Here is a 26,181-nt window from a genome sequence, read left to right on the forward strand (position 1 = left end):
GAAATCCCATGAGCGATGATCTGCATTCCGGGTCGTCGCGTCGAGAAACGCTCAGGGCCTGGCTCGACCAGGCCCGCTTCTTTACCGAAGAGGTGTACAGCGCCCGCTACCGGGGCGCCATCGCCAGAGCACGACGCGATGAAGACGACCTGTTCATGCTGCTGGTGTTTGCCGAAATGATGGGCCTGCAGAATCCTGCTGCTTATTACACGCTTGAGCTGCAGCCATTGCTGCTCGAACGCTTCCATGACTGGCATCGGCGCATGGGCATGGAGCACTCCCCACTGGATCACTTCCGCTGCTGTTGAGGCATTTGCCCAGCGGTAGCCCGCACATCAGGACAGACCATGCACGCTGTATTGAAACGACGCCTGCTATGGGTAGGTGGCAAAGGGGGCGTTGGCAAGACCACCGTGGCGGCCTCATTGGCCGTGCTGGCCGCCAGCCGAGGCAAACGGGTGCTGGTGGTCTCCACCGACCCCGCTCATAGCCTGGGCGATGTGTTCGACAGGCAGTTGGGCGATACGCCTCGCCGCCTGTTGCCCAACCTGGATGCCATGGAGATCGACCCCGACCGTGAAGTGGAAGCACACCTTGCCCGCGTCGTGGCCCAGATGCGGCGTTATGCAGCGCCAGAAATGATGCAGGAGCTGGAGCGGCAGATGCGCCTGACACGTCAGTCTCCCGGCACCCAGGAGGCCGCCTTGCTGGAGCGGCTGGCTCGTCTGATGGTGGACGATGAGGCCCCCTATGACGTGATCATTTTCGATACGGCGCCCACGGGGCATACCCTAAGGCTGCTGACCCTGCCCGAGGCCATGGCCGCGTGGACCGACGGGCTGCTGGCCCATAACCGCAAATCCGCTGAGTTGGGCAAGGTGCTGGAGCATCTGACCCCCAAGCGAGGCAGGGACGTGGCCACGCCCTTTGACGACCCCACCCAAGACCCGCTGGAAGACCTGGATGAACGCACCCGCGACGTGGCCAGCACGCTGATCGAGCGCCGCCGCCTGTTTCACCAGGCACGACGGCGTATCGAGGATAAAAGCGCCTGCAGCTTCTTGTTCGTCATGACCCCCGAGCGGCTGCCGATCCTGGAAACCGATCGTGCGGTGAAAGCACTGGAGGAGGTGGGTATCCCGGTGGCGGGGGTGCTCATCAATCGGGTGATTCCCGCAGACGCCGACGGCGAGTTCCTGGCAGCCAGGCGGCAGCAGGAGGCCACTTATCTGGCGCGCATCGAACAACATTTTCGCCACCTGCCGCGCCCCGTGCTACCTTGGCTGCCGACGGATGTACAAGGTATTGAGGTGCTGGAGCAGTTGGCTGCCCAGCTTGAACAGCAAGGATTTTGATGCGGGTATTACTGCTTTCCGCCTACGAGGCGGTCAGCCATCGTTACTGGGCAAACAGTTTGATGGCTGAACTGACGGATGTGGAATGGACATTGCTGAGCTTGCCACCGCGCCATTTTGCCTGGCGCATACGCGGTAATCCGCTGAGCTGGTGGTTGAAGGAACACGCTACCCTCAGCCAGCGCTTCGATGTGGTGCTGGCCACCTCCATGGTGGATATGGCCACGCTGGTCGGGCTTTTTCCGCACCTGGGCCAGGCCCGCAAGATCGTCTATTTCCACGAGAACCAGTTTGCCTACCCGGAGTCCAGCGAGCAGGTGCCCCAGGTCGAAGCCAAAATGGTCAATCTCTACGCGGCCCTGGCGGCGGATACCCTGGTATTCAACACCGTCTATAACCGCGATTCCTTTTTTACTGGCGTCAGGCAATTTCTGAAAAAAATGCCCGAGAACCTGCCGGCCGCCGCGCCGTTGGAGCGGCTGAGGCGTTCGGCAAAAGTGCTGCCGGTGCCCTTGCAGCCGCTGGCGCAGCGGCCCGACGTTGCACCGCCACCTCGCCGAATCGTCTGGAACCACCGCTGGGAGTACGACAAGAACCCCGAGGACTTCTTTGCGGTGTTGTTCAGGCTGAGTGAGGAGGGCGTGCCTTTCGAACTTGCCGTCATGGGCCAACGGTTTCGCGACGAGCCCGCCATCTTTGCCGAGGCGCAGGTGCGGCTGGCGCAGCATCTCGTCTGTTGGGGGCCTCAGCCAGAGGAGCAGTATCAAGCGCTGTTGAACGGCGGTGGTATCGTCGTGTCGACCACCTGGCATGAGTTTCAGGGGCTGGCCATCATGGAGGCTGCCCAGCGTGGCGCGTGGCCGCTGGTGCCGGACAGACTCTGCTTTCCGGAACTCTATCCTGATGCCTACCGTTACGATGGGACACGGGAGGGGCTCTATCGGCGCCTTGCCGCGTGGTTACAAGGTGCGGTGGCCGCCCCTGAGCGGCTGGATACGTCGCCTTGGGAGTGGTCCCAGTGGCGTGAGGCGTATCGTCAGTTGTTGGACTGAAGCAGGTCAAGACGCCTGGTAGGCCAGTGCACCACGGCCGTGTGAGGTCGCATCTTGCTGGCCAGCTCAGGATGACGCTGGCCGATCACCTGTGCGGCAAAGCGCGACAGGAACTGGGATTTCAGCTCTGCCCGCGCGCGATCGACGCCGCTGTGTTGATAAGGGGTCGAGGCCAGCAGCATGAAGCCATCGTCTGGAATGCGGCCATGGAGCATGTTGGCGGCGATGATATCCGCCGCCGTGCCAATGGGTTCTGCCAGGTCGGGCCCGTAGGGACCGATGATCAGTGCAGTATTGGGCAGGTGAAGAAAATCGAAACCTCGGCCAATGCAAATGACCCATTCACGGTGTTCGATATCCAGCGCCCGGGCGGTGCCATACAGGCTAGTGACATGGGCCAGGTTACCTTCCAGCAGCGGTAGCAGGTCACTGCGTATGTCGTCAGGCATATCCGGGCAGACGGCGGCGAGACGGATGGCCAGGGCATCTGCCGGTTGGCCTACCCAGTCGCGAATGTCCAGGACCGCTCCTGCCTTGCCATGAATCACCAGCGCGTCGCTATCCGTTTCAAAGCCACACACCAGCGGGTACACCTGCTGGTGGTCCTTGCCAAACAGTCTGCCCGCCTGCTCGGCAATGCCGTATGCGTGAGCCCGGGCGGCCGCCGTATCGCAGCCGAAGCCTGCACAGCCCCGCTGCTGCTGTCCGGCGGAGTAGTGATAAGTTATGCACATCAAGGTGCCGCGCCCCTGCTGCGCTGCCGCCAGCACCGAATCGGTGAGCAGCTCACCCAGGTAAGGCCAGCCCAGGTCGAAAATACCCCCCAGGTTGCGAAACGGCGTGATGATGCCCAGCGGGGTGCGGGTGGCATGGGGAAGGTGGATACGGCCATCCATGCACTTCATCACCAGAAGTGAAGTAGGGTGCTGCGCCAGATAGCGCTGCCGTGCCAGCCACGCGTCAGGACTGCAGAAGTGCTCTGCGTGCTGGCGGGAGAGAGCCAGCAGCGCGTCGATTCGCTCGTGGATAGGGCGCTGGTGAAGCCGTAGGGCAGAGCGGCTGCTGGTACTTGAGATGGTACTGTGGTCTGTGCTGGGCATGGACAGCTCCCTGGGGCGGCCCAAACGTTCAAGCCAGCTCGGTTTTGTCTTTATAGTCGCAGAGATCCTCGATGATACAGCTACCGCAGCGTGGCTTGCGAGCGATACAGGTATAGCGGCCATGCAGGATCAGCCAGTGATGGGCGTCCTGCTTGAAAGCCTTGGGCACATGGCGCAACAGCTTCTGCTCCACTTCGACCACGTCCTTGCCCTTGGCGATGCCCGTCCGGTTGGAGACTCGGAAGATATGCGTGTCCACGGCGATGGTGGGCTGCCCAAAGGCGGTATTGAGAATGACGTTGGCGGTCTTGCGCCCGACACCCGGCAAGGCTTCCAGCGCCTGACGGGTTTGCGGCACGTCGCTGCCATGCTGGTTCACCAGAATATGGCAGGTCTTCATCAGGTTTTCAGCCTTGGTGTTGAACAGGCCGATGGTCTTGATGTACTCCTTGAGTCCCTCGATGCCCAGCGCGATGATCGCTTCGGGGGTGTTGGCCACCGGAAACAGTCGGTCGGTGGCTTTGTTGACACCCACGTCAGTGGCCTGTGCCGAGAGCAGTACCGCAGCCAGCAGCTCGAAGGGGGTGCTCCAGTTCAGCTCGGTGGTGGGGTGCGGATTTTCCGCCTGCAGGCGGGCAAAAATCTCCTGTCGTTTCTGGGCATTCATGAACGTTTCTCCAGACTATTTGATGATGCCAGTGACCCGGACGCGGCGTTCGCTGCGCTCGTGGGTGGGGGAGGGCTGTGCCTTGCGCTGGCGCTGGTCGAGGACATTCTTGAGCGCGATCAGCAGGCCCGCAACGAAAAAGGCCCCTGGCGGCAACATGAAAAACAGAAACTGATAGTCGTCCATCACCGTTATCTGCCACTCGGCGGCCCTGGGGCCCAGCAGCAGATGCATGTTGTGGAACAGCGTCCCTTGGCCCAGCAGCTCTCTGATCGCTCCCAGCAAGACCAGCACCCAGCCGAACCCGAGCCCCATCATGAACCCGTCCAGCGCCGCAGGAAGTACCGGCTGGCGCGAGGCAAACGCATCGGCACGTCCCAGGATGGCGCAGTTGGTCACGATCAATGGGATGAAAATGCCCAGAATTTGATAGAGCGAATAGGCAAAGGCGGCCATCAACAGCTCGGCGCAGGTCACGAAGGCGGCAATGATCATCACGAAGGCGGGTAGCCGCACCGCGCTGGGCACCTGATGGCGAATCAACGAGATGGTCGTACTCGCCCCGACCATGACCAGCAGGGTGGCCAGCGCCAGCCCTAGTGCATTGACCACGCTGGCGCTCACGGCCAGCAGCGGGCAGAGCCCCAGTAGTTGCACCAGGGCCGGGTTGTTGCGCCAGAGCCCTTCCTGGGTCAGCTGTTGCCATGGGGTCATGTCTCGGGCTCCTCGATGGTGATGGGCAAACGGACCTCATGGGCATAGCGCAGGGCATCGTGAACGGCATTAATAACCGCGCTTGGGGTGATGGTGGCCCCGGTGAAGCCATCGAACGCGCCGCCCTGTTGTCGCACCGCCCAGCTTTCGGGGGGTAGACTGTGGCGTGTCAAGCCATCGAAGCGAGTGATCCAGTCGCTGCGCTGGCGTTCGATGGCATCGCCTAGCCCTGGCGTTTCCTGGTGCCGAGTGACCCGAACGCCGCTGATACGGCCCTCATGGTCAATCCCCACCAGCAGGTGAATGGCACCACTGTAGCCCTGGTGGGTGATGACTGGCAGAACGACGGCAGCCTCGTCTGGGTGGTGAACATACCAGCCGTGTGTGGGCGCGCGGTGGCCCAGCCGCTCGGGCTCAGGCAGCTCGAAGGTGTCTTCCAGCAGCGATGCCTGTGAGTCCGTGACCAGCGAGGCAGGCAGCACTGCCTGCAGCTGGCGATATTGATAGGCCAGCTGGTGCTGCTCGATGCGTTCGGCGGTCAGCGCGCGAGTCAATGCTACGCTGCCTGCCGTTACCAGCGCAAAGGTGCCCAGCGCCAGCGCCCCACGCCACATGGCCTGATAGAGCGTCATGGGCGCCTCGCCGGGGGGCGGTGCCCTGTGGGGCGACGCTCTGTGGGGCGATGCCCTGTAGGAACAGGAGCGCTGTAAAGATCCAGCAGCGGCACGCACAGGTTCATCAGCAGCACGGCAAAGGCGACGGCATCCGGATAGCCGCCGAAGGTGCGGATGATCATGACCAACACCCCGATGCCGATGCCGAACAACAGCTTGCCGCGCCGACTGGTCGCCGCCGACACCGGGTCCGTGGCAATGAAGAAGGCACCAAACAGGGCAGCCCCCATGGTCAGATGAAACAGCGGAGAGGCGTAGTGGTCGCTGTCCAGGCCGTAGAGCAGTGCCGCTATCAGTGCCATGCTACCCAGCATGGCAACCGGAATATGCCAACTGATCACTCGTTTGAACAACAGCAGCAACCCGCCTGCCAGCCACGCCAGCGCGATCATGCGCCAGGCCTGTACCGTGTCTTCCAGCGCAGCCGCCGCCCAGAACTCATCTGCCCCTGTCAGTCCTTTATGCTTGAAGGCATCCAATGGCGTGGCGCCACTCAGCGCGTCCAGCTCGGCAGCGGAGAAGGTGCCGCTGACCTGGGCCCAGAGTGTCGCCATCGACCCTGCCTGGTGCGGCACTGGCCACAGTGTCATATAAGTTGGAAACGAGACCAGCAGCAGGGCGTAACCCACCATGGCCGGATTGAACGGGTTGTGCCCCAGCCCTCCATACAGCTGCTTGGCGACCACCACCGCGGCGATGGCCCCTACCGCCAGCAGCCACCAGGGGCTACCGGGGGGCAGCGAGGCGCCCAGCAGAACGCCCGTCAGCAGGGCACTGCCGTCGGTCAAGGTAGCAACCACGCGGCGACGGCGCAGGGCGAGTATGGCGGCCTCCGCCAGCATGGCAACGCCGGCGGCCACTGCCACGTTGGTCAGCACCCCCAGCCCAAAATAGAAGGTCATGGCCAGTAGCCCTGGCAGGGTCGCCAGGATGACCCAGCGCATGATCGATGCCGAGGAAGGGGCAAGGCCCAGCGTCGAGGCTTGGAGCATGCTCATGGTGTCGTTTGCTCCCGTTCGCGGGCTCTGGCATCGGCCAGTCGGGCATCCGCGGCGAGCAGGTTTTCCTGGGCAGTGGCCAGCTGCATCTCCAAATCCTCCTGGGATTGTTGAGGGTCTTCTGCCACGGCGCGAGCCAGCGCTTTCTCGGCTTTTTTGACCGCCGCCCTGGCCGCGGTCTGTGCGATGCGCAAGCTGCGCAGGTCAACGGCTGGCAGCTCTGCGGCGCGGGGCTCGGCACCCGATGACGACGGCTGACGCTGCTGGGCAAGCCGCGCCTGGCGGCGAGCCTGCTTCTCCGCCTCTTCCCGGGCCAGCCTGGCCTGGCGGAACTCGAAGCGGTGGCGAGCGTGCTCTGCCTTGGCGGTTTCGATACGCTTCAAGCGGATCCGCTGTTTGGCCGTGCGGTATTCCGCCACCAGCGGGATATGGCTGGGGCATACGAAACTGCAGGCGCCGCATTCGATGCAGTCGAACAGGTGCTGTTTTTCCAGAGCCGCGTCATGGCCACTTTGCGCGTGCCAATGCAGCTGCTGGGGCAGCAGCTGCACCGGGCAGACGGTTTCGCAGGCACCGCAGCGAATACAGGGGGAAGCGTCTGGCGCCGGGGGCAGTTCCTGGCGGGTGGCGGCAATCAGGCAGTTGGTGGTTTTGATGACCGGAACGTCCAGCGATGCCAGCGCTCTCCCCATCATGGGCCCACCCACCACCACTTGATGCAGGGCATCCGGCGCCAGCCCCGCCTGCTGAAGCAGACCCTCTATCGGGGTGCCCAGACGTACCCAGTAGTTGCCTGGCCGTTCGATGGCCTCGCCTGTCAGGGTGACGATGCGCTCGACCAACGGTGTGCCCTCACAGATGGCCTGCTGTGCCGCCAGCAGCGTCCCCGGGTTGTGACACAGAACGCCCACATCCGCTGGCAGGCCGCCGCTGGGCACGTCTCTGCCCAGCAGCTTTTTGATCAGCTGTCGCTCGCCCCCGCAGGGGTAGCGGGTTTCGATCACCTCGAGCGTCACCGGAATCGGTGATGGCACCTGGGGCAGCGCCGCCTGCAGGGCTTGGCATGCCTCGGGCTTGTTATCCTCGATACCCACGACGATACGCGACGCAGCACACAGGGTGGCCAAAATTGCCGCGCCTTCCAGCACCTGGGCGGCATAGTGGCGCAGCGTCATGTCGTCGGCGGTGATGTAGGGCTCGCACTCGGCAGCATTGACCACCAGCGTATCGATGGGTTGTTGCAGGCTGACCTGTGCTTTGACGTGAGTCGGAAAGCCAGCCCCGCCCAGCCCTGCCAGGCCGCTGTCGTCCAAGCGTGACACCAGCGCTGAAGGCTCCGCCCGCCGCCAGTCAAGCGGCGCCAGCCGCTGCCACGCATCGTCGCCATCGCCTACGATCGTCACCGACTGAGGGCTGACCTCACGCACGGTGCCGCTCAGGCTGGCATGCACATTGGCCGATACCAGCCCACCTTTACGGGCCACCACAGTGCCCACCTTAACGCGCTCGCCTGCGGCCACGCAGGGCAGGGCGGGCTTGCCGACATGTTGATCGAGGGGCAACACCACTCGAGCAGGCAGTGGGGCCACCCTCAGCGGCGCGGTGAGTGAGCGCTGCTTGCGCTCGGGCGGATAAATGCCGCCGGGAAAATCATGACGGGACATGAGCACTCCCTGGCGTTGCGCGGTCGCTGATAATGGGCTCCCACTGACTCAACGGCTTGCGTCGTGGCAGCATGTCGATGCAGTCCACCGGGCAAGGGGCGACGCATAAATCGCAGCCGGTACATTCGTCTTCGATGACCGTGTGCATCTGTTTGGCCGCGCCGATGATGGCATCCACCGGGCAGGCCTGAATGCATTTGGTGCAGCCAATGCACTCGGCTTCGCGGATGAAGGCCACGCGATCTTCGCTGGGGGCTTCGCCATCCAGGGGCGCTGGCTCGCGACCCAGCAGCTCGGCCAGGGCCACTACCGTGGCGTCACCGCCTGGCGGGCACTTGTTGATGGCATCGCCCTGGTTGATCGCTTCGGCGTAAGGGCGGCAGCCGGGGTAGCCGCACTGGCCACACTGGGTTTGTGGCAGTAGCGCATTGATTTGCTCCACCAGGGGATTTTCATCCCCCTTGAAGCGCGCGCTGGCCAAACCCAGCAGCGCCCCGAACAGCAGGCCCAGAGTGGTCAATGCGCCAACGGCGCTGGCGACCCCCCACCATGACAATGATTCGCCCATTACGATGCCCCCTGCACCAGGCCGGAAAAGCCCAGAAACGCCAGCGACATCAGGCTGGCGGTCACCATGGCAATGGCGGCGCCCTGGAACGGTTTCGGTATGTCGGCACCGGCCAGCCGCTCACGCATGGCGGCGAACAGCACCAGCACCAGCGAGAAACCTACTGCCGCGCCCAGGCCATAGAGGGTGGTGTGGAAAAAGCTCAGTTCGCGGTTGAGCGACAATAGCGCCACCCCGAGCACGGCGCAGTTGGTGGTGATCAGGGGCAGGAAAATACCCAGCACTTGATGCAGCAACGGGCTCAGCTGGCGCACCATGATCTCGGTGAACTGTACGACGGCAGCAATGACCACGATAAAACTGATCGTTCGCAGGTAGGTAATGTCCAGCGGTACCAGCAGGCCGTGGTACACCACGTAGCTGGCCGCCGAGGCCAGGGTAAGCACGAAGGTGGTGGCCAGAGACATGCCCATGGCCGACTCCAGCTTGTTGGAGACACCCATGAAAGGGCATAAGCCAAGAAACTGGACCAGCACGAAATTATTGACCAGCGCGGTGCTGATCAGGATGACAAACAGTTCGTTCATGGCGGCGTATTGTGCGTGGAACTGGCGTCGCTGGCTAGCGGAGATGCAAATCGAACGGCGCGGTGCCGGCCTTGCGCCTTGGCCAAGTACAGCGCCTGGTCGGCGGTGCTCATGACGGCGCTTGGCTGAGCCGTCTGGCTATCCTGCAGCGAGCCCACGCCCACGCTGATGGTGACTCAGCGCCCCCAGTGCCAGCATGGCGCACAGCAATACGCTGCCCAGCAGGGCAAGAAAGCGAAAACGCAATGACAAAGGCCAGCGTTGAACCATGGGTGCACTCAGTCCTGTTGTCGCGATGAAGGTAGCGTCGTGAAGCCCTTCACTCTCCTTGACTTTCATTTTCCTCAAACAGCAAGGGGCAGGCGGTTGGCCATGCCCCTTGCTGGCGTCTGCTGCGCGACTGATCAGGCCAGGCTCAGGTGACTCGCTGACCGGGCTCCGCGCCAGAGTCGGGAGACAGAAGATAGATGCCATCGTTATTAGCGGAAGCCAACACCATACCTTCTGACAGGCCGAAGCGCATTTTTCTCGGAGCCAGGTTGGCGACCATGACGGTCAGTCGTCCTTCCAGCGCTTCTGGAGAATAGGCCGAGCGAATGCCGGAAAAGACGTTGCGGGTCTCGCCGCCCAGGTCGAGGGTCAGCTGCAGCAGCTTGTCTGCGCCTTCCACGTACTGTGCCTTGGCGATACGCGCAATCCGCAGGTCGACTTTGGCGAAATCGTCGAAGCTGATCTCTGCGGCGATGGGATCCTCGGCCAGCGGGCCTTTGGGCGTATTCTTGAGTTTCTGCTCTTCCACCAGATCCTCCTTGGAAGCATCGATCATGGCGTCGATCCTGTCTCGCTCTACCCGGGTCATCAGCGGTTTGAATTTGTTGATGGCGTGGTTCACCAGTACGCTCTGGCGGCTTTCCCAATCGAGGGTATCCAGCGCCAGAAACTCGCGGGCTTGCTCCGCCATGCTCGGCACCACCGGCGCCAGATAGACCATCAGCTGGCGGAACAGGTTGATGCTCACCGAGCAGATTTCCAGCACTTCCTGTTCGCGTCCGTCCTGCTTGGCGAGTGCCCAGGGCTCTTTTTCAGCGATATAGGCATTGGCTTCATCGGCCAATTCCATAATCTTGCGAATGGCGCGGCTAAACTCACGCGCTTCAAAGTCGGCGGCGATATCCTCACCGGCCGAGATGAAGCGGGCAACCATGGCCGGTTCAGCGCAATGTTCGGAGAGCGTTCCGCCGCCGAGCTTTTTGACGAAGCCTGCACAGCGGCTGGCGATGTTCACGACCTTGCCGACCAGATCCGAGTTCACGCGCGCGGCAAAGTCATCGAGGTTCAGGTCAAGGTCGTCGACCTTGGAGGTCAGCTTGGCGGCAAAGTAGTAGCGCAGATACTCGGGGTTGAGGTGTTCGGCATAGGTGGCAGCCTTGATGAAGGTGCCACGGGACTTGGACATCTTGGCACCATCCACGGTCAGGAAGCCGTGACAGTTGACCGCCGTGGGCGTACGGAACTCTGCCCCATGGAGCATGGCCGGCCAGAACAGGGCGTGGAAGTAGACGATATCCTTGCCGATGAAATGGTAGACCTCCGCGTTGGAGTTCGGCTGCCAGAAGCTGTCGAAGTCGATGCCCTGGCGGTCACACAGGTTCTTGAAGCTGGCCAGGTAGCCGATGGGGGCATCCAGCCAGACATAGAAATATTTGCCGGGCGCATCCGGGATCTCAAAGCCGAAATAGGGCGCGTCCCGAGAAATGTCCCACTCATTGAAGCCGGATTCGAACCACTCCATCAGCTTGTTGCGAATCTGGGGCTGAACGTGACCGTCGTTGATCCACTGTTGCAAGAACTCGGCGAAGTCCGGCAGCTTGAAGAAGTAGTGGGTCGAGCTACGCACCTCGGGCGTGGCGCCGGAAATGGCGGACACCGGATTGATCAGATCAGCGGGGGTATAAGTAGCGCCGCACTTCTCGCAGTTATCCCCGTACTGATCGTCAGCATGGCATTTGGGGCAGGTGCCCTTGATAAAGCGATCCGCCAGGAACAGGCCTTTCTGGGGATCGTACATCTGCTCGATGTCGCGGGTCGCAATATGGCCCTTGTCGCGCAGACGCTTGTAGATCAGTTCGCTGTAGTGACGATTCTCTTCGGAGTGGGTGGAGTGATAGTTGTCAAAGCCTACGCCAAAGCGAGCAAAGTCTTGCTGATGGTCCTGAGAGACTCTTTCGATCAGCGCTTCCGGGGAGATGCCTTCCTGCTCGGCTCGCAACATGATGGCCGTACCATGGGCGTCGTCGGCGCATACGTAGTAGCACTGCTGGCCACGGCTTTTCTGAAAACGTACCCAGATGTCGGTCTGGATGTACTCAAGCAGATGACCCAGGTGGATGGCACCGTTGGCATAGGGCAGTGCGCTGGTCACCAGAATGTTGCGTGGAGCAGTGTTGGACATGGTGAAGGTTGATTCCGTCTAGGCAAAAAAAATAAATGGAGTGAGATAAACGTGTGTCGCCACCTGGCATGCAGCCAGCGACAACTAGTACAGCGCCTGCTCTTCCTGAACCACTTCGCGCAGCAGTTCCAAAAACAGCTTGTCGGCATCGGAGTGCTCGGCAGGGTCTTCAGGGATGTGCACGCTGGTGGTGTCGGAAATTTCATTGGCAATGCGCGCCATGATGGCGGGGCTGCTACCTTCCGACAGCTGCTGACGGGCGATGGTCAGCGACTGCTCGAGAATTTTGGGATCCTGAAGAAGCTTGCGAATGAATCCACGCAGTTCGTTGATAATACGAGTTTTTTGGATTTCTGATGCGGACATGGGAATCTCCTTAAGACCACGCCAGGGCAGGTGCCCTGGCGAGACCAATGAATGCCTTGACCATAGCACTTTTTTGCATGTTGAGCATGCAAAGTCACATGACCTGCCTAACACGACCGATGAGCAACCGGATTACAGGCTCAGCCTGCCAGCCTTGTGCTTGACGGGGTTGGCATACTGCTCCAGCCAATAGGGTCGCAGTGCTTCCGGAACCTCGGCAAGCCGCGCCTTGAAGCGTTCGCGGTCCTGGCGGGTGATCGACTTGCGGGCCACCAGCTCGGGTGCTTCGCCCAGCGCTTCCAGGGCCAGGTAGTGGCTCGGGAACAGCCGATAGCCACCGATGACCTGACGGTCGATCTCGGCGGCGACTTCATCAGGGGTCTCCATGTCCGAGCCTACCGGGCTGCCAAAGCGCAGCTGAACGCGACCTTTGGAGCCGGTGATGCCGGAGACGATGGAGCGGATGTCTTCGAATTCGCTTTTGGCATAGCGGCCGTGGGTTGCGATGTCGTGCAGTTCCTGAGCTTTTTGCACGTCACAAGGGTCGTATTCATAGCTGATGGATACAGGCACCAGCTTGAGTTCCGCTACTGCTTCACCAAAGACGATGTCGCGCTCGGCAAGCCGTTTGGCCATGATCAACATCTTGATGATGGCGGGGTCGGTACGGTCGATGCCGTTCTTGGCGCGACCTTCCCGCTGGGCCATCCAGATGGAGTGGTTGTCGTCGGTGATCGAGTGGCGAATGTAGCCGGACAGCTGCTGGTAGGCGGCCAGCATGGCACGTTTTCCCCTGGCGCTGCGCGGCACGATGAAACTCTTGTTCAGGCGCATCAAGTCCGTGACGTAGGGCTTCTTCAGCAGGTTGTCGCCAATCGCGATACGCACGGTGTCACGACCCGCCTGGTAGAGCGCATAGTTGACGAATGCTGGGTCCAGCGAAATGTCGCGGTGGTTGCCGATAAAGAGATAAGCACTGTGCTCGTCGAGCTTGTCCAGGCCTGAAACGTCAAAGGCAGTGGTGGTGGTGCGTATCATCCGTTCCATGTAACGGGCAATGCGCATCTGAAATTCATGCACACTGGTTACGCCCTTGACCTCACGACGCACCGCATGACCGGCCAGCGCCCTGGCCAGGGGTGGAGCCCATTTGGCCATGCGTGGCAGGCGAAAGCGGGTCAAAGCGTCCAGCAGCTCAGTGTCGCGAGAGAGCCGGGCAATAACTTCAGGAACCTCATGATCCATATAGGGCCGAATGTCGGCCCAGGGGTCACTCGTGTCGTCAGCGTGAGGAGCGTTATTGTGTTGAGTCATGCGATCCGTAACGTGTCAGCAAGTAAATGAACGATTCACCGAGAAGGTAGGGGGTTGCCCATCATTAGGTGCCAGATAGCGCACTCGGTTCCCGCTGGGCTTCGCCGCCCAGCCACGCCATGAGACGGCGAATGTCCTCGGACAGCGACTGAGCCATCAAGATGAAATCGGTTTCCAGGCGTGCCAGAGCGTCGTCTCCATCATCGGCATGGTCGGCCTCTTCGATCAATGCATCGCCGAAACGCAGAGATTTCAGAGCAAGGTCATCGTGAAGCACGAAGCTCAGGCGGCCCTCTATCTGCATGGCCAGCTTGCTCGCCTGACGGCCGCTTTCGAGCAGCTGCTGTATTTCGTCGCTATCCAGATCCACCTGTCGGGCGCGCAGTACGCCATCATCGCCTTTCGCCTTCAGCTCGACCTGGTCGCCCAGTTGCAGGTCGGCGGGGCGGCTGGCGGGGTCGCCCAGCCAGGTCGTCATGGCGCGTATTGGAAGCGTCTGGCTGCTGAGTGGCGTTGCCTTGAGGCTGCCCAGGGTTTCCCGCAGCAGGTCCAGCACGTCTTCGGCGCGGGTGCGCGAGCTGGCATTGATGCCGATCAGCTGGTGCTGGGTGTCCCACCAGAGGTCGATTTTCTGGCTGCGCACGAACGCGCGGGGCATCAGCTCTTCAGTGACTTGCTCCTTGAGAGCGGTCTTTTCCTTGCGCGTCACCTTGCGTCCTTCGCTGGCTTCGATGTCGGCGACTTTCTCATCGACTTCTTCCTTGACCACCGAGGCAGGCAACAGACGTTCCTGGCGCAGTGCCGACAGCAGCCGATGTCCCTGGATCTCGTGCAGGCGCTGCCCGCCGCCCAGACGGCCTGCGGGCGCGGTCCAGCCTAGTCGGCGAGCATCCGCACTGCCCAATGGCTTGGCGGCGTGTTCATCCAGCGCGTTGGCCAGGGTGTGGCTGTCGAGCTCGGGCGCGCCGTGCAGGCGATATAGATGCAGGTGCTTGAACCACATGTCACCAATCCTGTTTAAAAGGTGGCACATTATGTCGAAAGCAGCTCTTTCCTGCCAGCACTCTGGCGTTCCGTCATGTTGTTGCGCTAGTTTTAAACTTGTGTTTGATTTGTGTGGAGGCACGCTGTCTGTCGCCGGCAGGTGCCTGCACCTGCTGATCACTGTCATCAATAAAAGAGGTTGCCATGTCTGAAGCGATTTCCAGCGTTACCATGCGGGTGCGAGGCTACCACCTGGACGGCTACGGCCACGTCAACAATGCGCGCTACCTGGAGTTCATGGAGGAGGGGCGTTGGGCATTTTTCGATGAGCACCCGCAATTGATGAAGCAGCTGCATCAGGCGAAGCGGGCGTTCGTCGTGGTGAATCTGAATATCGATTACCGTGCGGCAGCCTTGCAGGGAGATGACTTGACGGTTCAGACCGGCATCATCGACGTGAATGAGCGCAGCGCGCTTTGTCATCACCGCATCGTGCGTCAGGATGGCAGCGTGGTCGCCCAGGCGGATCTGACCTTCGTGCTGCTGGACATGCAGCAAAATCGCGCGGCGACCATCGAGGGTGACGTGCGTGAAGCGCTTATGGGGCTACAGGTCGGCAAAGAGGCCTTTTTGGCTTAAATAGCAATGGAGGTGTCACCGACTGCCCTTGATGCGTATGCAGTGGTATGATGTGAGCGACTCTGCGCGCCGCCTTGATGGTTAGCTAAAGGCGGCATTTTCAAGCGCTTTCAACTCTCGCAGTGCCAATGCAGTGCAAAGGATCTGACTTTCATGGGTGACATCGCCAGAGAAATCTTGCCCGTCAATATTGAAGACGAGCTCAAGCAGTCGTACCTCGACTATGCGATGAGTGTCATTATTGGTCGTGCGCTCCCCGATGTGCGCGACGGCCTCAAGCCGGTTCATCGCCGTGTGCTGTTTGCCATGCATGAGCTGGGGAATGACTGGAACAAACCGTACAAGAAGTCGGCGCGTGTCGTCGGCGATGTCATCGGTAAGTACCACCCCCACGGTGACAGTGCGGTGTATGACACCATCGTTCGCATGGCGCAGCACTTCTCCATGCGCCACGTGCTGGTCGATGGTCAGGGTAACTTTGGTTCCATCGATGGCGATAACGCGGCTGCCATGCGGTATACCGAGGTGCGCATGGCGCGTCTGGCCCACGAGCTGCTGGCGGATCTCGAAAAAGATACCGTCGATTGGGTCGATAACTACGACGGCACCGAACGTATCCCCGAGGTGCTGCCCACCAAAGTGCCGAACCTGCTGATCAACGGCTCATCGGGCATTGCCGTGGGCATGGCCACCAACATTCCTCCCCATAACATGCGGGAAGTGATCGATGGTTGCCTGGCGCTGATCGACGACTATACCTTGACCGTTGATGACCTCATGCAGTACATCCCCGGGCCTGATTTCCCCACCGGCGGCATCATCAATGGTCGTGCCGGCATTCTGGATGCCTACCGCACCGGGCGTGGACGCATCTACGTGCGCGCTTGTCACACCATCGAACACGATGACAAGACCGGGCGTGATCACATCATCGTCACCGAGCTGCCTTATCAGGTGAACAAGGCACGGTTGATCGAAAAGATCGCCGAGCTAGTCAAAGAGAAAAAGATCGAGGGCATTGCCGAACTGCGCGACGAGTCCGACAAGGATGGCTTGCGTGTGGTGATCGAAGTCAAGCGCGGTGAGTCTGGCGAGGTCGTGGTCAATAACCTGTTTGCCCAGACCCAGCTTCAGAACGTCTTCGGTATCAACATGGTGGCGCTGGAAAATGGCCAGCCGCGCACGCTCAATCTGAAAGAGATGCTCGAGGCGTTCATCCGTCATCGTCGGGAAGTCGTCACGCGGCGTACTCTGTTCGAACTCAAGAAAGCGCGTGAGCGCGGTCATCTGCTGGAAGGCCTGGCCGTCGCCATCTCGAACATCGATGAAGTCATCGAGCTGATCAAGGCATCGCCCAATGCCGCCGAAGCCCGCGAGAAGCTGCTGGACAAGGTATGGCAGCCGGGCCAGGTGACGGCCATGCTGGAGCGTGCCGGTGCCACCTCCTGCAAGCCCGAAGACCTGGATGAAGGGTTTGGACTGAACCCCTCGGCCACCGAGTATCGCCTTTCGCCTGCACAGGCTCAGGCGATTCTGGAACTGCGTCTGCATCGCTTGACCGGCCTCGAAACCGAAAAGCTGCTGGATGAGTACCTGTCGATTCTCGAAAAGATTGCCGAGTTCACAGAAATTCTTGCCTCTGCCGACCGCCTCATGGAAGTGATTCGGGAAGAGCTGCATGCGGTGCGCGACCAGTTTGGCGATGACCGTCGCACGGAAATTCAGGCCAGCCACCTGGACCTGTCCATCGAAGACCTGATTGCCGAAGAAGACATGGTGGTCACGGTGTCACGTTCGGGCTACGCCAAGACGCAGCCGCTTTCGGACTATCAGGCTCAGCGTCGGGGTGGTCGCGGTAAGTCCGCCACGGCCATGAAGGACGAGGACGTCATCGAGCATCTGCTGGTTGCCTCGACCCATGACACGGTGCTGCTGTTCTCCAATCGTGGCAAGGTGTATTGGCTGAAGGTGTATGAGATGCCCAACGCCAGCCGTGGTTCCCGCGGCAAGCCGTTGGTGAACATGCTGCCGCTGGAAGAGGGCGAGTCGGTCAACGCCATCCTGCCTGTGCGTGATTACGACCCCGAGCACTACATTTTCTTCGCCACCGCCAACGGTACCGTCAAGCGCACCAGTCTCGAGCAGTTCTCTCGCCCGCGCAGCGTGGGCTTGATTGCCATCGATCTGGAAGAGGGCGACCGCCTGGTGGGGGCTGCGATTACTTCGGGCAGCGACCACGTCATGCTGCTCTCCTCCAATGGCAAGGCGATTCGTTTCGAGGAAGGCAACGTGCGCGCCATGGGCCGTACCGCTCGCGGTGTGCGCGGCATGCGCCTGCTGGACGACGCGGAAGTGATCAGCCTGATCATTCCCAAGAGCCAGCAAATCGATGCCGAAGCGGACGCCGATGCCGAGCAGGAAGCCCCGGCAGATGCCGCCGAGCTGGCGCAGAGCGATGGTCAGATCTACATCCTCACCGCCAGTGTGAAGGGCTATGGCAAGCGCACGCGCCTGGAAGAGTTCCCGCTGCGTGGTCGCGGTGGGCAGGGCGTGATTGCCATGCAGACCAGCGAACGCAACGGCGCCCTGGTGGCGGCCATGCAAGTGTATGACAGCGATGAAATGATGCTGATCACCGACCGTGGCACGCTGGTGCGCACGCGGGTGGAAGAAGTGTCGATCACGTCGCGTAATACCCAGGGCGTGATGCTGATTCGCCTGGGCAAAGAAGAGCAGCTGGTGAAAACCGTGCGTGTCGATGAGCCCGAAGATACGGGAGCGCCCGAGGCGGTCGAGCCAGACGAACAAGACAATGGCGCACAGGAACCGGGAACCGATGACACGTCATTATAATTTTTGCGCAGGGCCCGCAGCCCTGCCTGTTGCCGTACTGGAGCGCGCTCGCAGTGAGCTGCTCGACTATCAGGGGCGCGGTTTGTCGGTGATGGAAATGAGTCATCGCAGCGATGAGTTCATTGCCATTGCCGAGCAGGCAGAAGCCGATCTGCGGTCTCTGCTGGGCATCCCTGATCAGTACAAGGTGCTGTTTCTGCAGGGCGGTGCCAGCATGCAGTTTGCCATGCTTCCCATGAACCTGCTGGGTGGGGGTGGTAGTGCCAACTTCATCCAGACGGGCATTTGGGGCAAGAAGGCGCTGAGCGAAGCCAAGCGGCTCGGTTTTGCCTGCCATGTGGCGGGCAGCAGCGAGTCCAATGGACATCTGGCGGTGCCTGACGAAGCTTCCCTGTCGCTCAGCAGCGACGCGGCCTACCTGCATTACACCTCCAATGAAACCATTGGCGGGCTGGAGTTCGACTACGTGCCAGACGTCACCCGTGCCGATGGCAGCGACGTGCCCCTGGTCTGCGACATGTCCTCCAATATCTTGTCGGGGCCTGTCGATGTCAGCGACTTCGGGGTGATTTATGCCGGGGCGCAGAAGAACATCGGTCCGGCGGGATTGACCATCGTGATCGTCCGCGATGATCTGTTGGGCAAGGCGCCTGCAAGCGTCCCTTCGCTGTTCGACTACCAGATGCTGGCTGACGCAGGGTCGATGGTGAATACCCCGCCTACCTATGCCTGGTACCTCTCGGGCCTGGTGTTTCAGTGGTTGAAAAACGACATTGGCGGGCTGGACGCCATGGACCGCATGAACCAGCGCAAGGCGCAAAAACTTTACGCGGCCATCGATGGCAGTGAGTTCTACAGCAATCCTATCGCCACAGCCAATCGGTCGCGCATGAACGTGCCGTTCGTGCTGGCGGATGACCGGCTGGAAGGTGCCTTCCTCAAGGAGGCCGACGAGGCCGGGTTGCTGAATCTCAAGGGTCACCGCAGCGTCGGCGGCATGCGTGCCAGCTTGTATAACGCGGTGCCGGAAGATGCGGTGGATGCGTTAATTGCCTTCATGGCAGATTTCGAACAACGAAGAGGCTAACCCCCATGTCCGATACGCCGATCAATCTCGACGACTTGCGTCAACGTATCGACCAGCTGGATGGCGATATTCTGCGTTTGATCAGTGAGCGGGCCAACTGTGCCCAGCAGGTGGCTCATGTCAAGCTGGCTCAGGACAAGGATGCGGTGTTCTACCGTCCGGAGCGCGAAGCCCAGGTGCTGCGTCGTATCATGGCGTTGAACAAGGGGCCTTTGGACTCAGAAGAAATGGCGCGGCTGTTTCGCGAAATCATGTCTGCCTGCCTGGCGCTGGAGCAGCCGGTCAAGGTTGCCTACCTGGGGCCTGAAGGCACCTTCACCCAGCAGGCCGCGTTGAAGCATTTCGGTGAAAGCGCCGTCAGCCTGCCGATGGCAGCCATCGATGAAGTATTCCGGGAAGTGGAGGCGGGGGCCGTCAACTATGGCGTCGTTCCCGTCGAGAACTCCACCGAAGGGGTGGTCAATCACACCCTCGACACGTTCATGGACTCTTCCATCAGGATTTGTGGTGAAGTGGTGCTGCGCATTCACCACCATCTCTTGATCAGTGAAACCACGCGTCAAGAGAAGGTGTCACGCATCTATTCGCACCCTCAGTCGTTCGGTCAGTGCCGCAAGTGGCTGGATGCTCACTACCCTCATGCCGAGCGGGTGCCGGTCTCTTCCAACGCCGAAGCCGCCAAGCTGGTGAAAACCGAGTGGCACAGCGCCGCAATTGCCGGCGACATGGCCGCCAAGCTGTATGGCCTCGAGCGCATTGCCGACAAAATCGAAGACCGACCGGATAACTCCACGCGCTTCCTGATCATTGGCAATCAGGACGTGCCCATGTCGGGCGAAGACAAGACCTCCATCGTCGTGGCAATGCGTAACCAGCCCGGTGCGCTGCACGACTTGCTGGAGCCCTTCCATCGCCACAAGATCGATCTGACGCGTATCGAAACGCGGCCCTCGCGCACCGGTGTGTGGAACTACGTCTTCTTCATCGACTTCAAGGGCCATCGTGACGAGCCCCAGGTGGCTGCGGTGCTGGAAGAAGTTCGCCTTCGCGCCTCTGAACTGCGGGTGCTGGGTTCCTACCCTCAGGGTGTGCTGTGACGGTTCCACCTTCTCTTGCACCTCGGGTGGCGTGTGTCGAGCCGCGCATTCTGATTGTCGGCCTTGGCCTGATTGGCGGCTCCTTGGCCGCCGCATTGCGTGCCTCGGGCTACGCTGGCCAGATCATCGCCTGCGACCCCAATGAGCAGGAAGTGGCATTGGGCATCGAGCTGGGGCTGGTGGATGCCGGCGGTGTCGAGCTTGCCAACTGCTTGAAAGACGTTTCCATGGTCGTGCTGGCGGTGCCGGTGCTGGCCATGGAAAGCGTGATGAGCACGCTGTCGCGTTCTCTCGATCAGGCGGCTCCCGATGTCGTGATCACCGATGTCGGCAGTACCAAGGCCACCATACGTGACTGCGCCGAGCGCGTATTCGGCCGTGTCATGCCCAATATCGTGCTGGGTCATCCTATTGCGGGCTCCGAGAAAAGCGGTGTGGCAGCCGCCAATCCATCGCTGTACGTCAATCACAAGGTGATCCTGACGCCGGAGCCGGATGTCGACCCGGTAGCGCTGGCGCGAGTAGAAACCCTGTGGAGAGCCTGCGGCGCCGACGTGCTGCAAATGAGCGTCGAGCGCCATGATCAGGTGCTGGCGCGCACCAGTCACTTGCCCCACTTGCTGGCGTTTTCACTGGTGGACACGCTGGCGCGGCAGGACGAGCGGCTGGATATCTTCCGCTATGCTGCGGGCGGGTTTCGTGATTTTACCCGTATTGCAGGCAGTGATCCGGTCATGTGGCGCGACATTTTCGTGGCCAATCGTGACGCCGTGCTCTCTTCTCTGGATGATTTCGAGGCGGGGCTCAAGCGGCTGCGTCAGGCGGTGGAAAGTGCCGACAGCGATGCGATGATTGCCACCTTCGACCGGGCCAGTCATGCTCGCCACTATTTTGATACGTTATTGAATAAAACCAGTTATCAGGCGGAATATCATATGCAACCACACGGTCAAGTGACTTATCGCGTGCAGCCAGGCGGCCAGGCGCAGGGGCGTTTGCGGGTGCCAGGCGATAAATCCATGTCTCACCGCTCGATCATGCTTGGCGCGTTGGCCGAAGGGGTGACCGAGGTCAAAGGCTTCCTGGAAGGCGAAGATAGTCTGGCCACCTTGCAGGCCTTTCGTGAAATGGGGGTGGCCATCGAAGGCCCGCACCAGGGGCGTGTGACCATTCATGGGGTTGGTATGCACGGCCTCAAGGCGCCGGCAGGCCCGCTGTATGTAGGTAACTCTGGCACCGCCATGCGCTTGTTTGCCGGGCTGCTGGCGGGTCAGGTGTTCGATAGCGAATTGACCGGTGATGAGTCACTCACCAAGCGCCCCATGGGGCGTGTGGCAGACCCGCTGCGCCTGATGGGAGCGACCATCGATACGGCAGAGGGTGGACGTCCGCCATTGAAAATTCATGGCGGCGCTGCGCTGAAAGGCATTCATTATGATATGCCCATGGCCAGTGCTCAGGTGAAGTCGTGCCTGCTGCTGGCAGGGCTCTACGCCGAGGGAGAGACCCGCGTGCGCGAGCCAGCACCGACCCGCGATCATACCGAGCGGATGCTCAACGGGTTTGGCTATGCCGTTTCTCGCGAGGGCGACACTTGCTGGCTGCAGGGAGGCGGTCAACTGACGGCGGGACCGATTGACGTACCCTCCGACATCTCTTCGGCTACCTTCTTCCTGGTCGCCGCGGCCATTACCCCAGGTTCCGATATCACGCTGGAGCACGTGGGTATCAACCCGACGCGTATCGGTGTCATCAATATTCTGACCCTGATGGGCGCTGACCTGACGCTTGAAAACCAGCGCGAGGTAGGCGGCGAGCCCGTGGCAGACATCCGTATTCGCCATGCGCCGCTGAAGGGTATCGATATTCCTGTCGATCAAGTGCCGCTCGCCATCGATGAGTTCCCGGCGCTGTTCATTGCGGCGGCCAATGCACAAGGCACCACGCGGCTGCGCGGAGCTGAAGAGCTGCGCGTCAAAGAGTCGGATCGTATTCAGGCCATGGCAGATGGTTTGGCGACTCTGGGGGTCGAGCATACGGTCGTGGAAGACGGCATCGACATCATCGGTAACGGTGACGAGAGCGTGCCGAGTTACGGCGGTGGCCGCATCGATAGCCTCGGTGATCACCGCATTGCCATGGCGTTTGCGATTGCCTCCCTGCGCGCGGGTGCCGAGATCGTCATCGACGATTGCGCCAACGTGGCGACATCCTTCCCTGACTTCGTTGCGCTGGCTCAGCGTATCGGGATGCGTGTCGAGGTGGAGGGCCCCCATGGCCGCTAACGTACCTGTGCTGACGATCGATGGCCCCGGCGGTGCCGGTAAAGGCACGATCAGCAGTCTGGTGGCTGAGCGACTGGGCTGGCATCTGCTGGACAGCGGTGCGCTCTATCGGTTGACGGCCCAGGCGGCCGTCAAGCATCACGTGGCGCTGGATGACGAAGCGGCGCTGGCCGATATTGCGGCAACTCTGGACGTTGCTTTCCCGGTGGAAGAGGGTCAGCCACGTACGCTGCTGGAAGGCGAAGACGTCAGTCGGCTCATTCGTACCGAGCAAGCGGGCGAGAGTGCTTCCCAGGTGGCCGCATTGCCGCAGGTGCGCGCAGCGCTACTTCAGCGGCAACGGGATTTCTGTCAATTCCCCGGCCTGGTGGCGGATGGGCGCGATATGGGCACGGTGGTGTTTCCAGAGGCGCCGCTGAAGATTTTTTTGACCGCCAGTGCGGAGGAAAGGGCGCGTAGACGGCATCTGCAGTTGCAGGAATCAGGGGTGGATGCTAGTCTGTCGAGTCTTTTGAAGGAGATTCAGGCACGCGATGCACGCGACACGCAGCGCAGTGTGGCTCCGCTCAAGCCGGCAGATGATGCCATTACGCTTGACACCACGCGCCTGAGTATACCGGAAGTGGTTGATCAACTGACCGAACTGCTTGCCCTACGGGGCATGCTTGACGGCGCTTGATTCTCCCTTGCGGCGTTTTTGGAAAGGTGTCACGACGTGGCAGGGCGACAGTAATATCTTAGTGAGCCCGGTCAGGTCCAACCAGCGCTAACGCCTCCAGAAGCTGAATGACATTAGGCCCGTACTCGCTGGTGGTACGGAGAAGGCAGTTATGCCTCAACAACGTTGATCACGTAGGAAAACCATGAGCGAAAGCTTTGCTGAACTGTTTGAACAGTCCCTTAACGACATCAACATGGAGCCGGGCGCCATCGTTGCGGCTCAAGTTGTCGACATCGACGGTGACTGGGTTACCGTTAACGCTGGTCTGAAATCCGAAGGTCAGATCCCTGCGGCACAATTCCGTGACGAGAATGGTGAGCTGACCATCGCGATCGGTGACGATGTGCACGTTGCGCTGGAAGCCGTGGAAGATGGCTTCGGCGAAACTCGCCTGTCCCGTGAAAAAGCCAAGCGCGCAGAAGCTTGGAAGATTCTGGAAGCGGCCTTCGAGAAAGACGAAATCATCAAAGGCGTGATCAACGGTAAAGTCAAAGGCGGCTTCACTGTCGACGTCGACTCCATCCGTGCCTTCCTGCCGGGCTCTCTGGTTGACGTTCGTCCGGTTCGCGACACTGCGCACCTGGAAAACAAAGAGCTGGACTTCAAAGTCATCAAGCTGGATCCGAAGCGTAACAACGTCGTTGTTTCGCGTCGCGCCGTGCTTGAAGCCGAAAACAGCGCCGAGCGTGAAGCACTGCTGGCGACGCTGCAAGAAGGTCAGCAAATCAAGGGTATCGTCAAGAACCTGACCGACTACGGTGCTTTCGTAGATCTGGGCGGTGTCGATGGCCTGCTGCACATCACCGACATGGCGTGGAAGCGTATCAAGCATCCGTCTGAAATCGTTGCCGTTGGCGACGAGATCAACGTCAAAGTGCTGAAGTTCGACCGTGAGCGCAACCGCGTTTCTCTGGGTCTGAAGCAGCTGGGTGAAGACCCGTGGGTCAACATCAAAGAGCGCTACCCGGAAGGCATGAAAGTGCAGGCAGTAGTCACTAACCTGACCGATTACGGCTGCTTCGCCGAGCTGGAAGAAGGCGTCGAAGGTCTGGTTCACGTGTCTGAAATGGACTGGACCAACAAGAACATCCATCCGTCTAAAGTCGTTCAAGTGGGCGATGATGTTGACGTCATGGTGCTCGATATCGACGAAGAGCGTCGTCGTATCTCCCTGGGTATCAAGCAGTGCACTGCTAACCCGTGGGAAACCTTCAACGCCGAGTACAACAAGGGCGATCGCGTTTCTGGTACCATCAAGTCCATCACGGACTTCGGTATCTTCATCGGCCTTGAAGGCGGTATCGACGGTCTGGTTCACCTGTCCGACATCTCCTGGACAGAAACAGGCGAAGAAGCCGTTCGCAACTTCAAGAAAGGCGACGAAGCAGAAGCCGTTATCCTGTCCATCGACCCCGAGCGCGAGCGCATCTCTCTGGGTATCAAGCAGATGGATTCCGATCCGGTTGCCGAATACCTGTCCGTCAATGACAAGGGCAGCATCGTGACGGGTCGCGTCGTGGAAGTTGACGCCAAAGAAGCTCACATCGAGCTGGCTACCGACGTCATCGCGATTCTGAAAGCCTCTGAAATCAGTGCTGATCGCGTTGAAGACGCGCGTAACGTGCTGAGCGAAGGCGATAGCGTCGAAGCGCGTATCGTCAGCGTTGACCGCAAGAGCCGTCAGATTGCTCTGTCCGTGAAAGCCAAAGAGCAGGATGACACGCGTCAGAACATGAAGAAACTGCGTGAGCAAGAGCCGGAAGCTGCCGGTGGTCCGACCACGATTGGTGATCTGATCAAGCAGCAAATGGGTCAAGACTAATTTAGTCCTGTCTCGAAAAACGCCGCCCTTGGGGCGGCGTTTTTGTTTCTGTGGTTTTAAAATACGTTGTGATTAAGCGTTGCAGGCGTTGCTATTAACCCGGCAATAAAATAGCTATGATGCGGCGTATCGAATTGACGGGGCTTTGAAGTATTTCGCGACTCGCCTCGGGAGCTTCTGAAGCTTCCGAAGGTGAGACATCGCCTTCCTCTTCAGCTGGTCTCTGCTGCGCGCCGGAGTACCGCTATGCACGCCGGCTTTGAGGTCGCAGTTCAGATACTCATCGGGGTTCAATTCCGGCGAGTAGGGTGGAAGGTAGAACACTTCAATCTCATCCCGATGCTCCGCCAGCCAGGCCTTGACGATCTTGGCGTGATGGACCTTGAGGTTGTCCAGGATCAGGAAGACCTTCCGCTTGGCATCACGAATCAAGCGCTTCATGAAGTCGATCAGAATTTGCGCATTCATGGTGCCGTCGAAAAACCGGAACCGTACCTTGCCCTGGTTAGTGACGGCGGAAATGAGATTGATCGTCGCTCTTCTCGCATTGAGCCGGAGGATGGGGGTGACGCCTTGAGGTGAGTAGCCACGCACATGCTGGCTATCGCTACGCAACCCGGTCTCATCGCCCCAGTAAATCTCGGCATCTTCGGCCTTGGCTCGGGCATGAATGGTTGGGTAGTCCTCCTCCAGCCAGCGCTTTACTTCGGCTGGACGCTGCTCATAGGCCTGCTTCTTGGGCTTCTGAACAGTGAACCCCCAGCGTTTCAGATATTCGCCAATGGTGCGAATTGGCACCCACTTCCCGGTTTCCAGCTTGATCAACTCCTGTACGGCCTTGCGTGTCCACAGGGCATACTGAAGCTTCAACTGGTCAGGTGTCTTGTCGACCAACATGGCCTGGAGTCGACTTTCTTCATCAGGGGTGAGCTGGCGGCCAGAGCCCTCTCTTCGCCCACGAACCTGGGCGAGCAAGGCCTTTAGACCGCCTTCACGGTATTTCGTAAGCCACCGGCCGACGGTGAGGGGGTGAACGCCAACCTCCTTGGCGATCTCTTTGTTCTTCATCCCACGCTTGGAAAGGCGAACCGCAAGTTTTCGCTTTTCTTCCTGAGCGGCGGGATGGAGTGTGCGAGCATCTTCTCTGTTCATGCCGGCATTATAGCATAGCTATTTGGATGC

At 60.4% G+C, this 26,181-nt stretch carries 25 protein-coding genes; 10 read left to right on the plus strand and 15 right to left on the minus strand.

Annotation, left to right across the window (positions count from 1 at the left end):
* Positions 1–8 precede the first annotated feature (8 nt).
* From RVM26_RS05745 to RVM26_RS05755, 3 genes are read left to right on the plus strand one after another with little or no spacing between them, the layout of a single operon-like run.
* On the plus strand, positions 9–308 hold the full coding sequence (locus tag RVM26_RS05745; RefSeq protein WP_016913733.1) for a cory-CC-star protein: 300 nt from the start codon (positions 9–11) through the stop codon (positions 306–308).
* 39 nt (positions 309–347) lie between these two features.
* Positions 348–1,355: an ArsA family ATPase gene (locus RVM26_RS05750; RefSeq protein ID WP_287807629.1), complete on the plus strand. Its 1,008-nt coding sequence runs from the start codon at positions 348–350 to the stop codon at positions 1,353–1,355.
* Complete coding sequence (locus RVM26_RS05755; RefSeq protein WP_498941376.1) at positions 1,355–2,407, plus strand: tRNA-queuosine alpha-mannosyltransferase domain-containing protein; 1,053 nt, start codon at positions 1,355–1,357, stop codon at positions 2,405–2,407. The genes RVM26_RS05750 and RVM26_RS05755 overlap by 1 nt, the downstream gene beginning before the upstream one ends.
* On the opposite strand, the gene RVM26_RS05760 is transcribed toward RVM26_RS05755, so the two are convergent.
* The 14 genes from RVM26_RS05760 to RVM26_RS05825 all read right to left on the minus strand — a co-directional run bounded on the left by RVM26_RS05760 (position 2,392) and on the right by RVM26_RS05825 (position 14,514).
* A complete protein-coding gene (locus tag RVM26_RS05760) occupies positions 2,392–3,507 on the minus strand; it encodes a hypothetical protein (RefSeq protein ID WP_498941377.1) in 1,116 nt (371 codons plus the stop codon). The two genes, RVM26_RS05755 and RVM26_RS05760, sit on opposite strands and share 16 nt — an antisense overlap.
* A 28-nt stretch (positions 3,508–3,535) precedes the next feature.
* Positions 3,536–4,174, minus strand: coding sequence for an endonuclease III (nth, locus tag RVM26_RS05765; protein ID WP_039178135.1), 639 nt, complete (start codon positions 4,172–4,174; stop codon positions 3,536–3,538).
* A 15-nt stretch (positions 4,175–4,189) separates the two neighbouring features.
* The gene (locus tag RVM26_RS05770; protein ID WP_287807621.1) at positions 4,190–4,888 is read right to left on the minus strand and encodes an electron transport complex subunit E; all 699 of its coding nucleotides are present in this window, start codon (positions 4,886–4,888) and stop codon (positions 4,190–4,192) included.
* Positions 4,885–5,520 carry an RnfABCDGE type electron transport complex subunit G gene (locus RVM26_RS05775; RefSeq protein WP_287807619.1) on the minus strand — a complete coding sequence of 212 codons (636 nt, stop codon included), beginning with the start codon at positions 5,518–5,520 and terminating at the stop codon, positions 4,885–4,887. The genes RVM26_RS05770 and RVM26_RS05775 overlap by 4 nt, the downstream gene beginning before the upstream one ends.
* Entirely contained in the window at positions 5,517–6,560 is a 1,044-nt protein-coding gene (locus RVM26_RS05780) for an RnfABCDGE type electron transport complex subunit D (RefSeq protein ID WP_498941378.1), read from the minus strand. The genes RVM26_RS05775 and RVM26_RS05780 overlap by 4 nt, the downstream gene beginning before the upstream one ends.
* Positions 6,557–8,224 (minus strand): RnfC family protein, encoded by a 1,668-nt coding sequence (rsxC, locus tag RVM26_RS05785; RefSeq protein ID WP_498941379.1) that lies wholly within the window; start codon positions 8,222–8,224, stop codon positions 6,557–6,559. The genes RVM26_RS05780 and rsxC overlap by 4 nt, the downstream gene beginning before the upstream one ends.
* Entirely contained in the window at positions 8,211–8,792 is a 582-nt protein-coding gene (rsxB, locus tag RVM26_RS05790) for an electron transport complex subunit RsxB (protein ID WP_498941380.1), read from the minus strand. The genes rsxC and rsxB overlap by 14 nt, the downstream gene beginning before the upstream one ends.
* Positions 8,792–9,379 (minus strand): electron transport complex protein RnfA, encoded by a 588-nt coding sequence (gene rsxA, locus RVM26_RS05795; RefSeq protein WP_498941381.1) that lies wholly within the window; start codon positions 9,377–9,379, stop codon positions 8,792–8,794. The genes rsxB and rsxA overlap by 1 nt, the downstream gene beginning before the upstream one ends.
* Complete coding sequence (locus tag RVM26_RS05800) at positions 9,376–9,543, minus strand: hypothetical protein (protein ID WP_498941382.1); 168 nt, start codon at positions 9,541–9,543, stop codon at positions 9,376–9,378. The genes rsxA and RVM26_RS05800 overlap by 4 nt, the downstream gene beginning before the upstream one ends.
* A complete protein-coding gene (locus RVM26_RS05805) occupies positions 9,518–9,649 on the minus strand; it encodes a hypothetical protein (RefSeq protein ID WP_498941383.1) in 132 nt (43 codons plus the stop codon). The genes RVM26_RS05800 and RVM26_RS05805 overlap by 26 nt, the downstream gene beginning before the upstream one ends.
* Before the next feature lie 145 nt (positions 9,650–9,794).
* Positions 9,795–11,831 carry a methionine--tRNA ligase gene (gene metG / locus RVM26_RS05810; protein ID WP_498941384.1) on the minus strand — a complete coding sequence of 679 codons (2,037 nt, stop codon included), beginning with the start codon at positions 11,829–11,831 and terminating at the stop codon, positions 9,795–9,797.
* A gap of 84 nt (positions 11,832–11,915) precedes the next feature.
* Positions 11,916–12,197 carry a hypothetical protein gene (locus RVM26_RS05815; RefSeq protein WP_039178116.1) on the minus strand — a complete coding sequence of 94 codons (282 nt, stop codon included), beginning with the start codon at positions 12,195–12,197 and terminating at the stop codon, positions 11,916–11,918.
* 132 nt (positions 12,198–12,329) lie between these two features.
* Positions 12,330–13,511 (minus strand): 1-acyl-sn-glycerol-3-phosphate acyltransferase, encoded by a 1,182-nt coding sequence (locus tag RVM26_RS05820; RefSeq protein ID WP_096923047.1) that lies wholly within the window; start codon positions 13,509–13,511, stop codon positions 12,330–12,332.
* A gap of 64 nt (positions 13,512–13,575) precedes the next feature.
* Positions 13,576–14,514 (minus strand): recombination-associated protein RdgC, encoded by a 939-nt coding sequence (locus RVM26_RS05825; protein WP_287807604.1) that lies wholly within the window; start codon positions 14,512–14,514, stop codon positions 13,576–13,578.
* 185 nt (positions 14,515–14,699) lie between these two features.
* Here RVM26_RS05825 and RVM26_RS05830 point away from each other — a divergent pair, with 185 nt between their 5' ends.
* From RVM26_RS05830 to rpsA, 7 genes are all read left to right on the plus strand, one after another.
* A complete protein-coding gene (locus RVM26_RS05830) occupies positions 14,700–15,134 on the plus strand; it encodes an acyl-CoA thioesterase (RefSeq protein ID WP_016913749.1) in 435 nt (144 codons plus the stop codon).
* Between the two features lie 153 nt (positions 15,135–15,287).
* Positions 15,288–17,987, plus strand: coding sequence for a DNA gyrase subunit A (gene gyrA / locus RVM26_RS05835; protein WP_039178108.1), 2,700 nt, complete (start codon positions 15,288–15,290; stop codon positions 17,985–17,987).
* Positions 17,971–19,074, plus strand: a complete 1,104-nt coding sequence (gene serC / locus RVM26_RS05840; protein WP_287807597.1) for a 3-phosphoserine/phosphohydroxythreonine transaminase — start codon at positions 17,971–17,973, stop codon at positions 19,072–19,074. Before gyrA ends, serC begins: the two co-directional genes overlap by 17 nt.
* Positions 19,075–19,079: 5 nt before the next feature.
* Complete coding sequence (pheA, locus tag RVM26_RS05845) at positions 19,080–20,171, plus strand: prephenate dehydratase (RefSeq protein WP_039178103.1); 1,092 nt, start codon at positions 19,080–19,082, stop codon at positions 20,169–20,171.
* Positions 20,168–22,456 (plus strand): bifunctional prephenate dehydrogenase/3-phosphoshikimate 1-carboxyvinyltransferase, encoded by a 2,289-nt coding sequence (locus RVM26_RS05850; protein ID WP_498941385.1) that lies wholly within the window; start codon positions 20,168–20,170, stop codon positions 22,454–22,456. Before pheA ends, RVM26_RS05850 begins: the two co-directional genes overlap by 4 nt.
* Positions 22,446–23,135, plus strand: a complete 690-nt coding sequence (cmk, locus tag RVM26_RS05855; RefSeq protein WP_287807592.1) for a (d)CMP kinase — start codon at positions 22,446–22,448, stop codon at positions 23,133–23,135. Before RVM26_RS05850 ends, cmk begins: the two co-directional genes overlap by 11 nt.
* A gap of 184 nt (positions 23,136–23,319) precedes the next feature.
* A complete protein-coding gene (rpsA, locus tag RVM26_RS05860) occupies positions 23,320–24,999 on the plus strand; it encodes a 30S ribosomal protein S1 (RefSeq protein WP_039178097.1) in 1,680 nt (559 codons plus the stop codon).
* 114 nt (positions 25,000–25,113) lie between these two features.
* Here the strand turns inward: rpsA and RVM26_RS05865 are convergent, their stop codons facing one another.
* Positions 25,114–26,151: an IS630 family transposase gene (locus RVM26_RS05865; protein ID WP_287804249.1), complete on the minus strand. Its 1,038-nt coding sequence runs from the start codon at positions 26,149–26,151 to the stop codon at positions 25,114–25,116.
* Positions 26,152–26,181: the final 30 nt, after the last annotated feature.

The organism is Halomonas sp. KM072 (genome assembly GCF_050710315.1).
Taxonomy (GTDB): domain Bacteria; phylum Pseudomonadota; class Gammaproteobacteria; order Pseudomonadales; family Halomonadaceae; genus Vreelandella; species Vreelandella hamiltonii.

What these genes read in the sequence shown, in the direction of transcription:
- RVM26_RS05745 (WP_016913733.1), top strand. Translation starts at nt 9, where the DNA reads ATGAGCGATGATCTGCATTCCGGGTCGTCGCGTCGAGAAACGCTCAGG.
- RVM26_RS05750 (WP_287807629.1), top strand. Translation starts at nt 348, where the DNA reads ATGCACGCTGTATTGAAACGACGCCTGCTATGGGTAGGTGGCAAAGGG.
- RVM26_RS05755 (WP_498941376.1), top strand. Translation starts at nt 1,355, where the DNA reads ATGCGGGTATTACTGCTTTCCGCCTACGAGGCGGTCAGCCATCGTTAC.
- RVM26_RS05760 (WP_498941377.1), bottom strand. Translation starts at nt 3,507, where the DNA reads ATGCCCAGCACAGACCACAGTACCATCTCAAGTACCAGCAGCCGCTCT.
- nth (WP_039178135.1), bottom strand. Translation starts at nt 4,174, where the DNA reads ATGAATGCCCAGAAACGACAGGAGATTTTTGCCCGCCTGCAGGCGGAA.
- RVM26_RS05770 (WP_287807621.1), bottom strand. Translation starts at nt 4,888, where the DNA reads ATGACCCCATGGCAACAGCTGACCCAGGAAGGGCTCTGGCGCAACAAC.
- RVM26_RS05775 (WP_287807619.1), bottom strand. Translation starts at nt 5,520, where the DNA reads ATGACGCTCTATCAGGCCATGTGGCGTGGGGCGCTGGCGCTGGGCACC.
- RVM26_RS05780 (WP_498941378.1), bottom strand. Translation starts at nt 6,560, where the DNA reads ATGAGCATGCTCCAAGCCTCGACGCTGGGCCTTGCCCCTTCCTCGGCA.
- rsxC (WP_498941379.1), bottom strand. Translation starts at nt 8,224, where the DNA reads ATGTCCCGTCATGATTTTCCCGGCGGCATTTATCCGCCCGAGCGCAAG.
- rsxB (WP_498941380.1), bottom strand. Translation starts at nt 8,792, where the DNA reads ATGGGCGAATCATTGTCATGGTGGGGGGTCGCCAGCGCCGTTGGCGCA.
- rsxA (WP_498941381.1), bottom strand. Translation starts at nt 9,379, where the DNA reads ATGAACGAACTGTTTGTCATCCTGATCAGCACCGCGCTGGTCAATAAT.
- RVM26_RS05805 (WP_498941383.1), bottom strand. Translation starts at nt 9,649, where the DNA reads ATGGTTCAACGCTGGCCTTTGTCATTGCGTTTTCGCTTTCTTGCCCTG.
- metG (WP_498941384.1), bottom strand. Translation starts at nt 11,831, where the DNA reads ATGTCCAACACTGCTCCACGCAACATTCTGGTGACCAGCGCACTGCCC.
- RVM26_RS05815 (WP_039178116.1), bottom strand. Translation starts at nt 12,197, where the DNA reads ATGTCCGCATCAGAAATCCAAAAAACTCGTATTATCAACGAACTGCGT.
- RVM26_RS05820 (WP_096923047.1), bottom strand. Translation starts at nt 13,511, where the DNA reads ATGACTCAACACAATAACGCTCCTCACGCTGACGACACGAGTGACCCC.
- RVM26_RS05825 (WP_287807604.1), bottom strand. Translation starts at nt 14,514, where the DNA reads ATGTGGTTCAAGCACCTGCATCTATATCGCCTGCACGGCGCGCCCGAG.
- RVM26_RS05830 (WP_016913749.1), top strand. Translation starts at nt 14,700, where the DNA reads ATGTCTGAAGCGATTTCCAGCGTTACCATGCGGGTGCGAGGCTACCAC.
- gyrA (WP_039178108.1), top strand. Translation starts at nt 15,288, where the DNA reads ATGGGTGACATCGCCAGAGAAATCTTGCCCGTCAATATTGAAGACGAG.
- serC (WP_287807597.1), top strand. Translation starts at nt 17,971, where the DNA reads ATGACACGTCATTATAATTTTTGCGCAGGGCCCGCAGCCCTGCCTGTT.
- pheA (WP_039178103.1), top strand. Translation starts at nt 19,080, where the DNA reads ATGTCCGATACGCCGATCAATCTCGACGACTTGCGTCAACGTATCGAC.
- cmk (WP_287807592.1), top strand. Translation starts at nt 22,446, where the DNA reads ATGGCCGCTAACGTACCTGTGCTGACGATCGATGGCCCCGGCGGTGCC.
- rpsA (WP_039178097.1), top strand. Translation starts at nt 23,320, where the DNA reads ATGAGCGAAAGCTTTGCTGAACTGTTTGAACAGTCCCTTAACGACATC.
- RVM26_RS05865 (WP_287804249.1), bottom strand. Translation starts at nt 26,151, where the DNA reads ATGAACAGAGAAGATGCTCGCACACTCCATCCCGCCGCTCAGGAAGAA.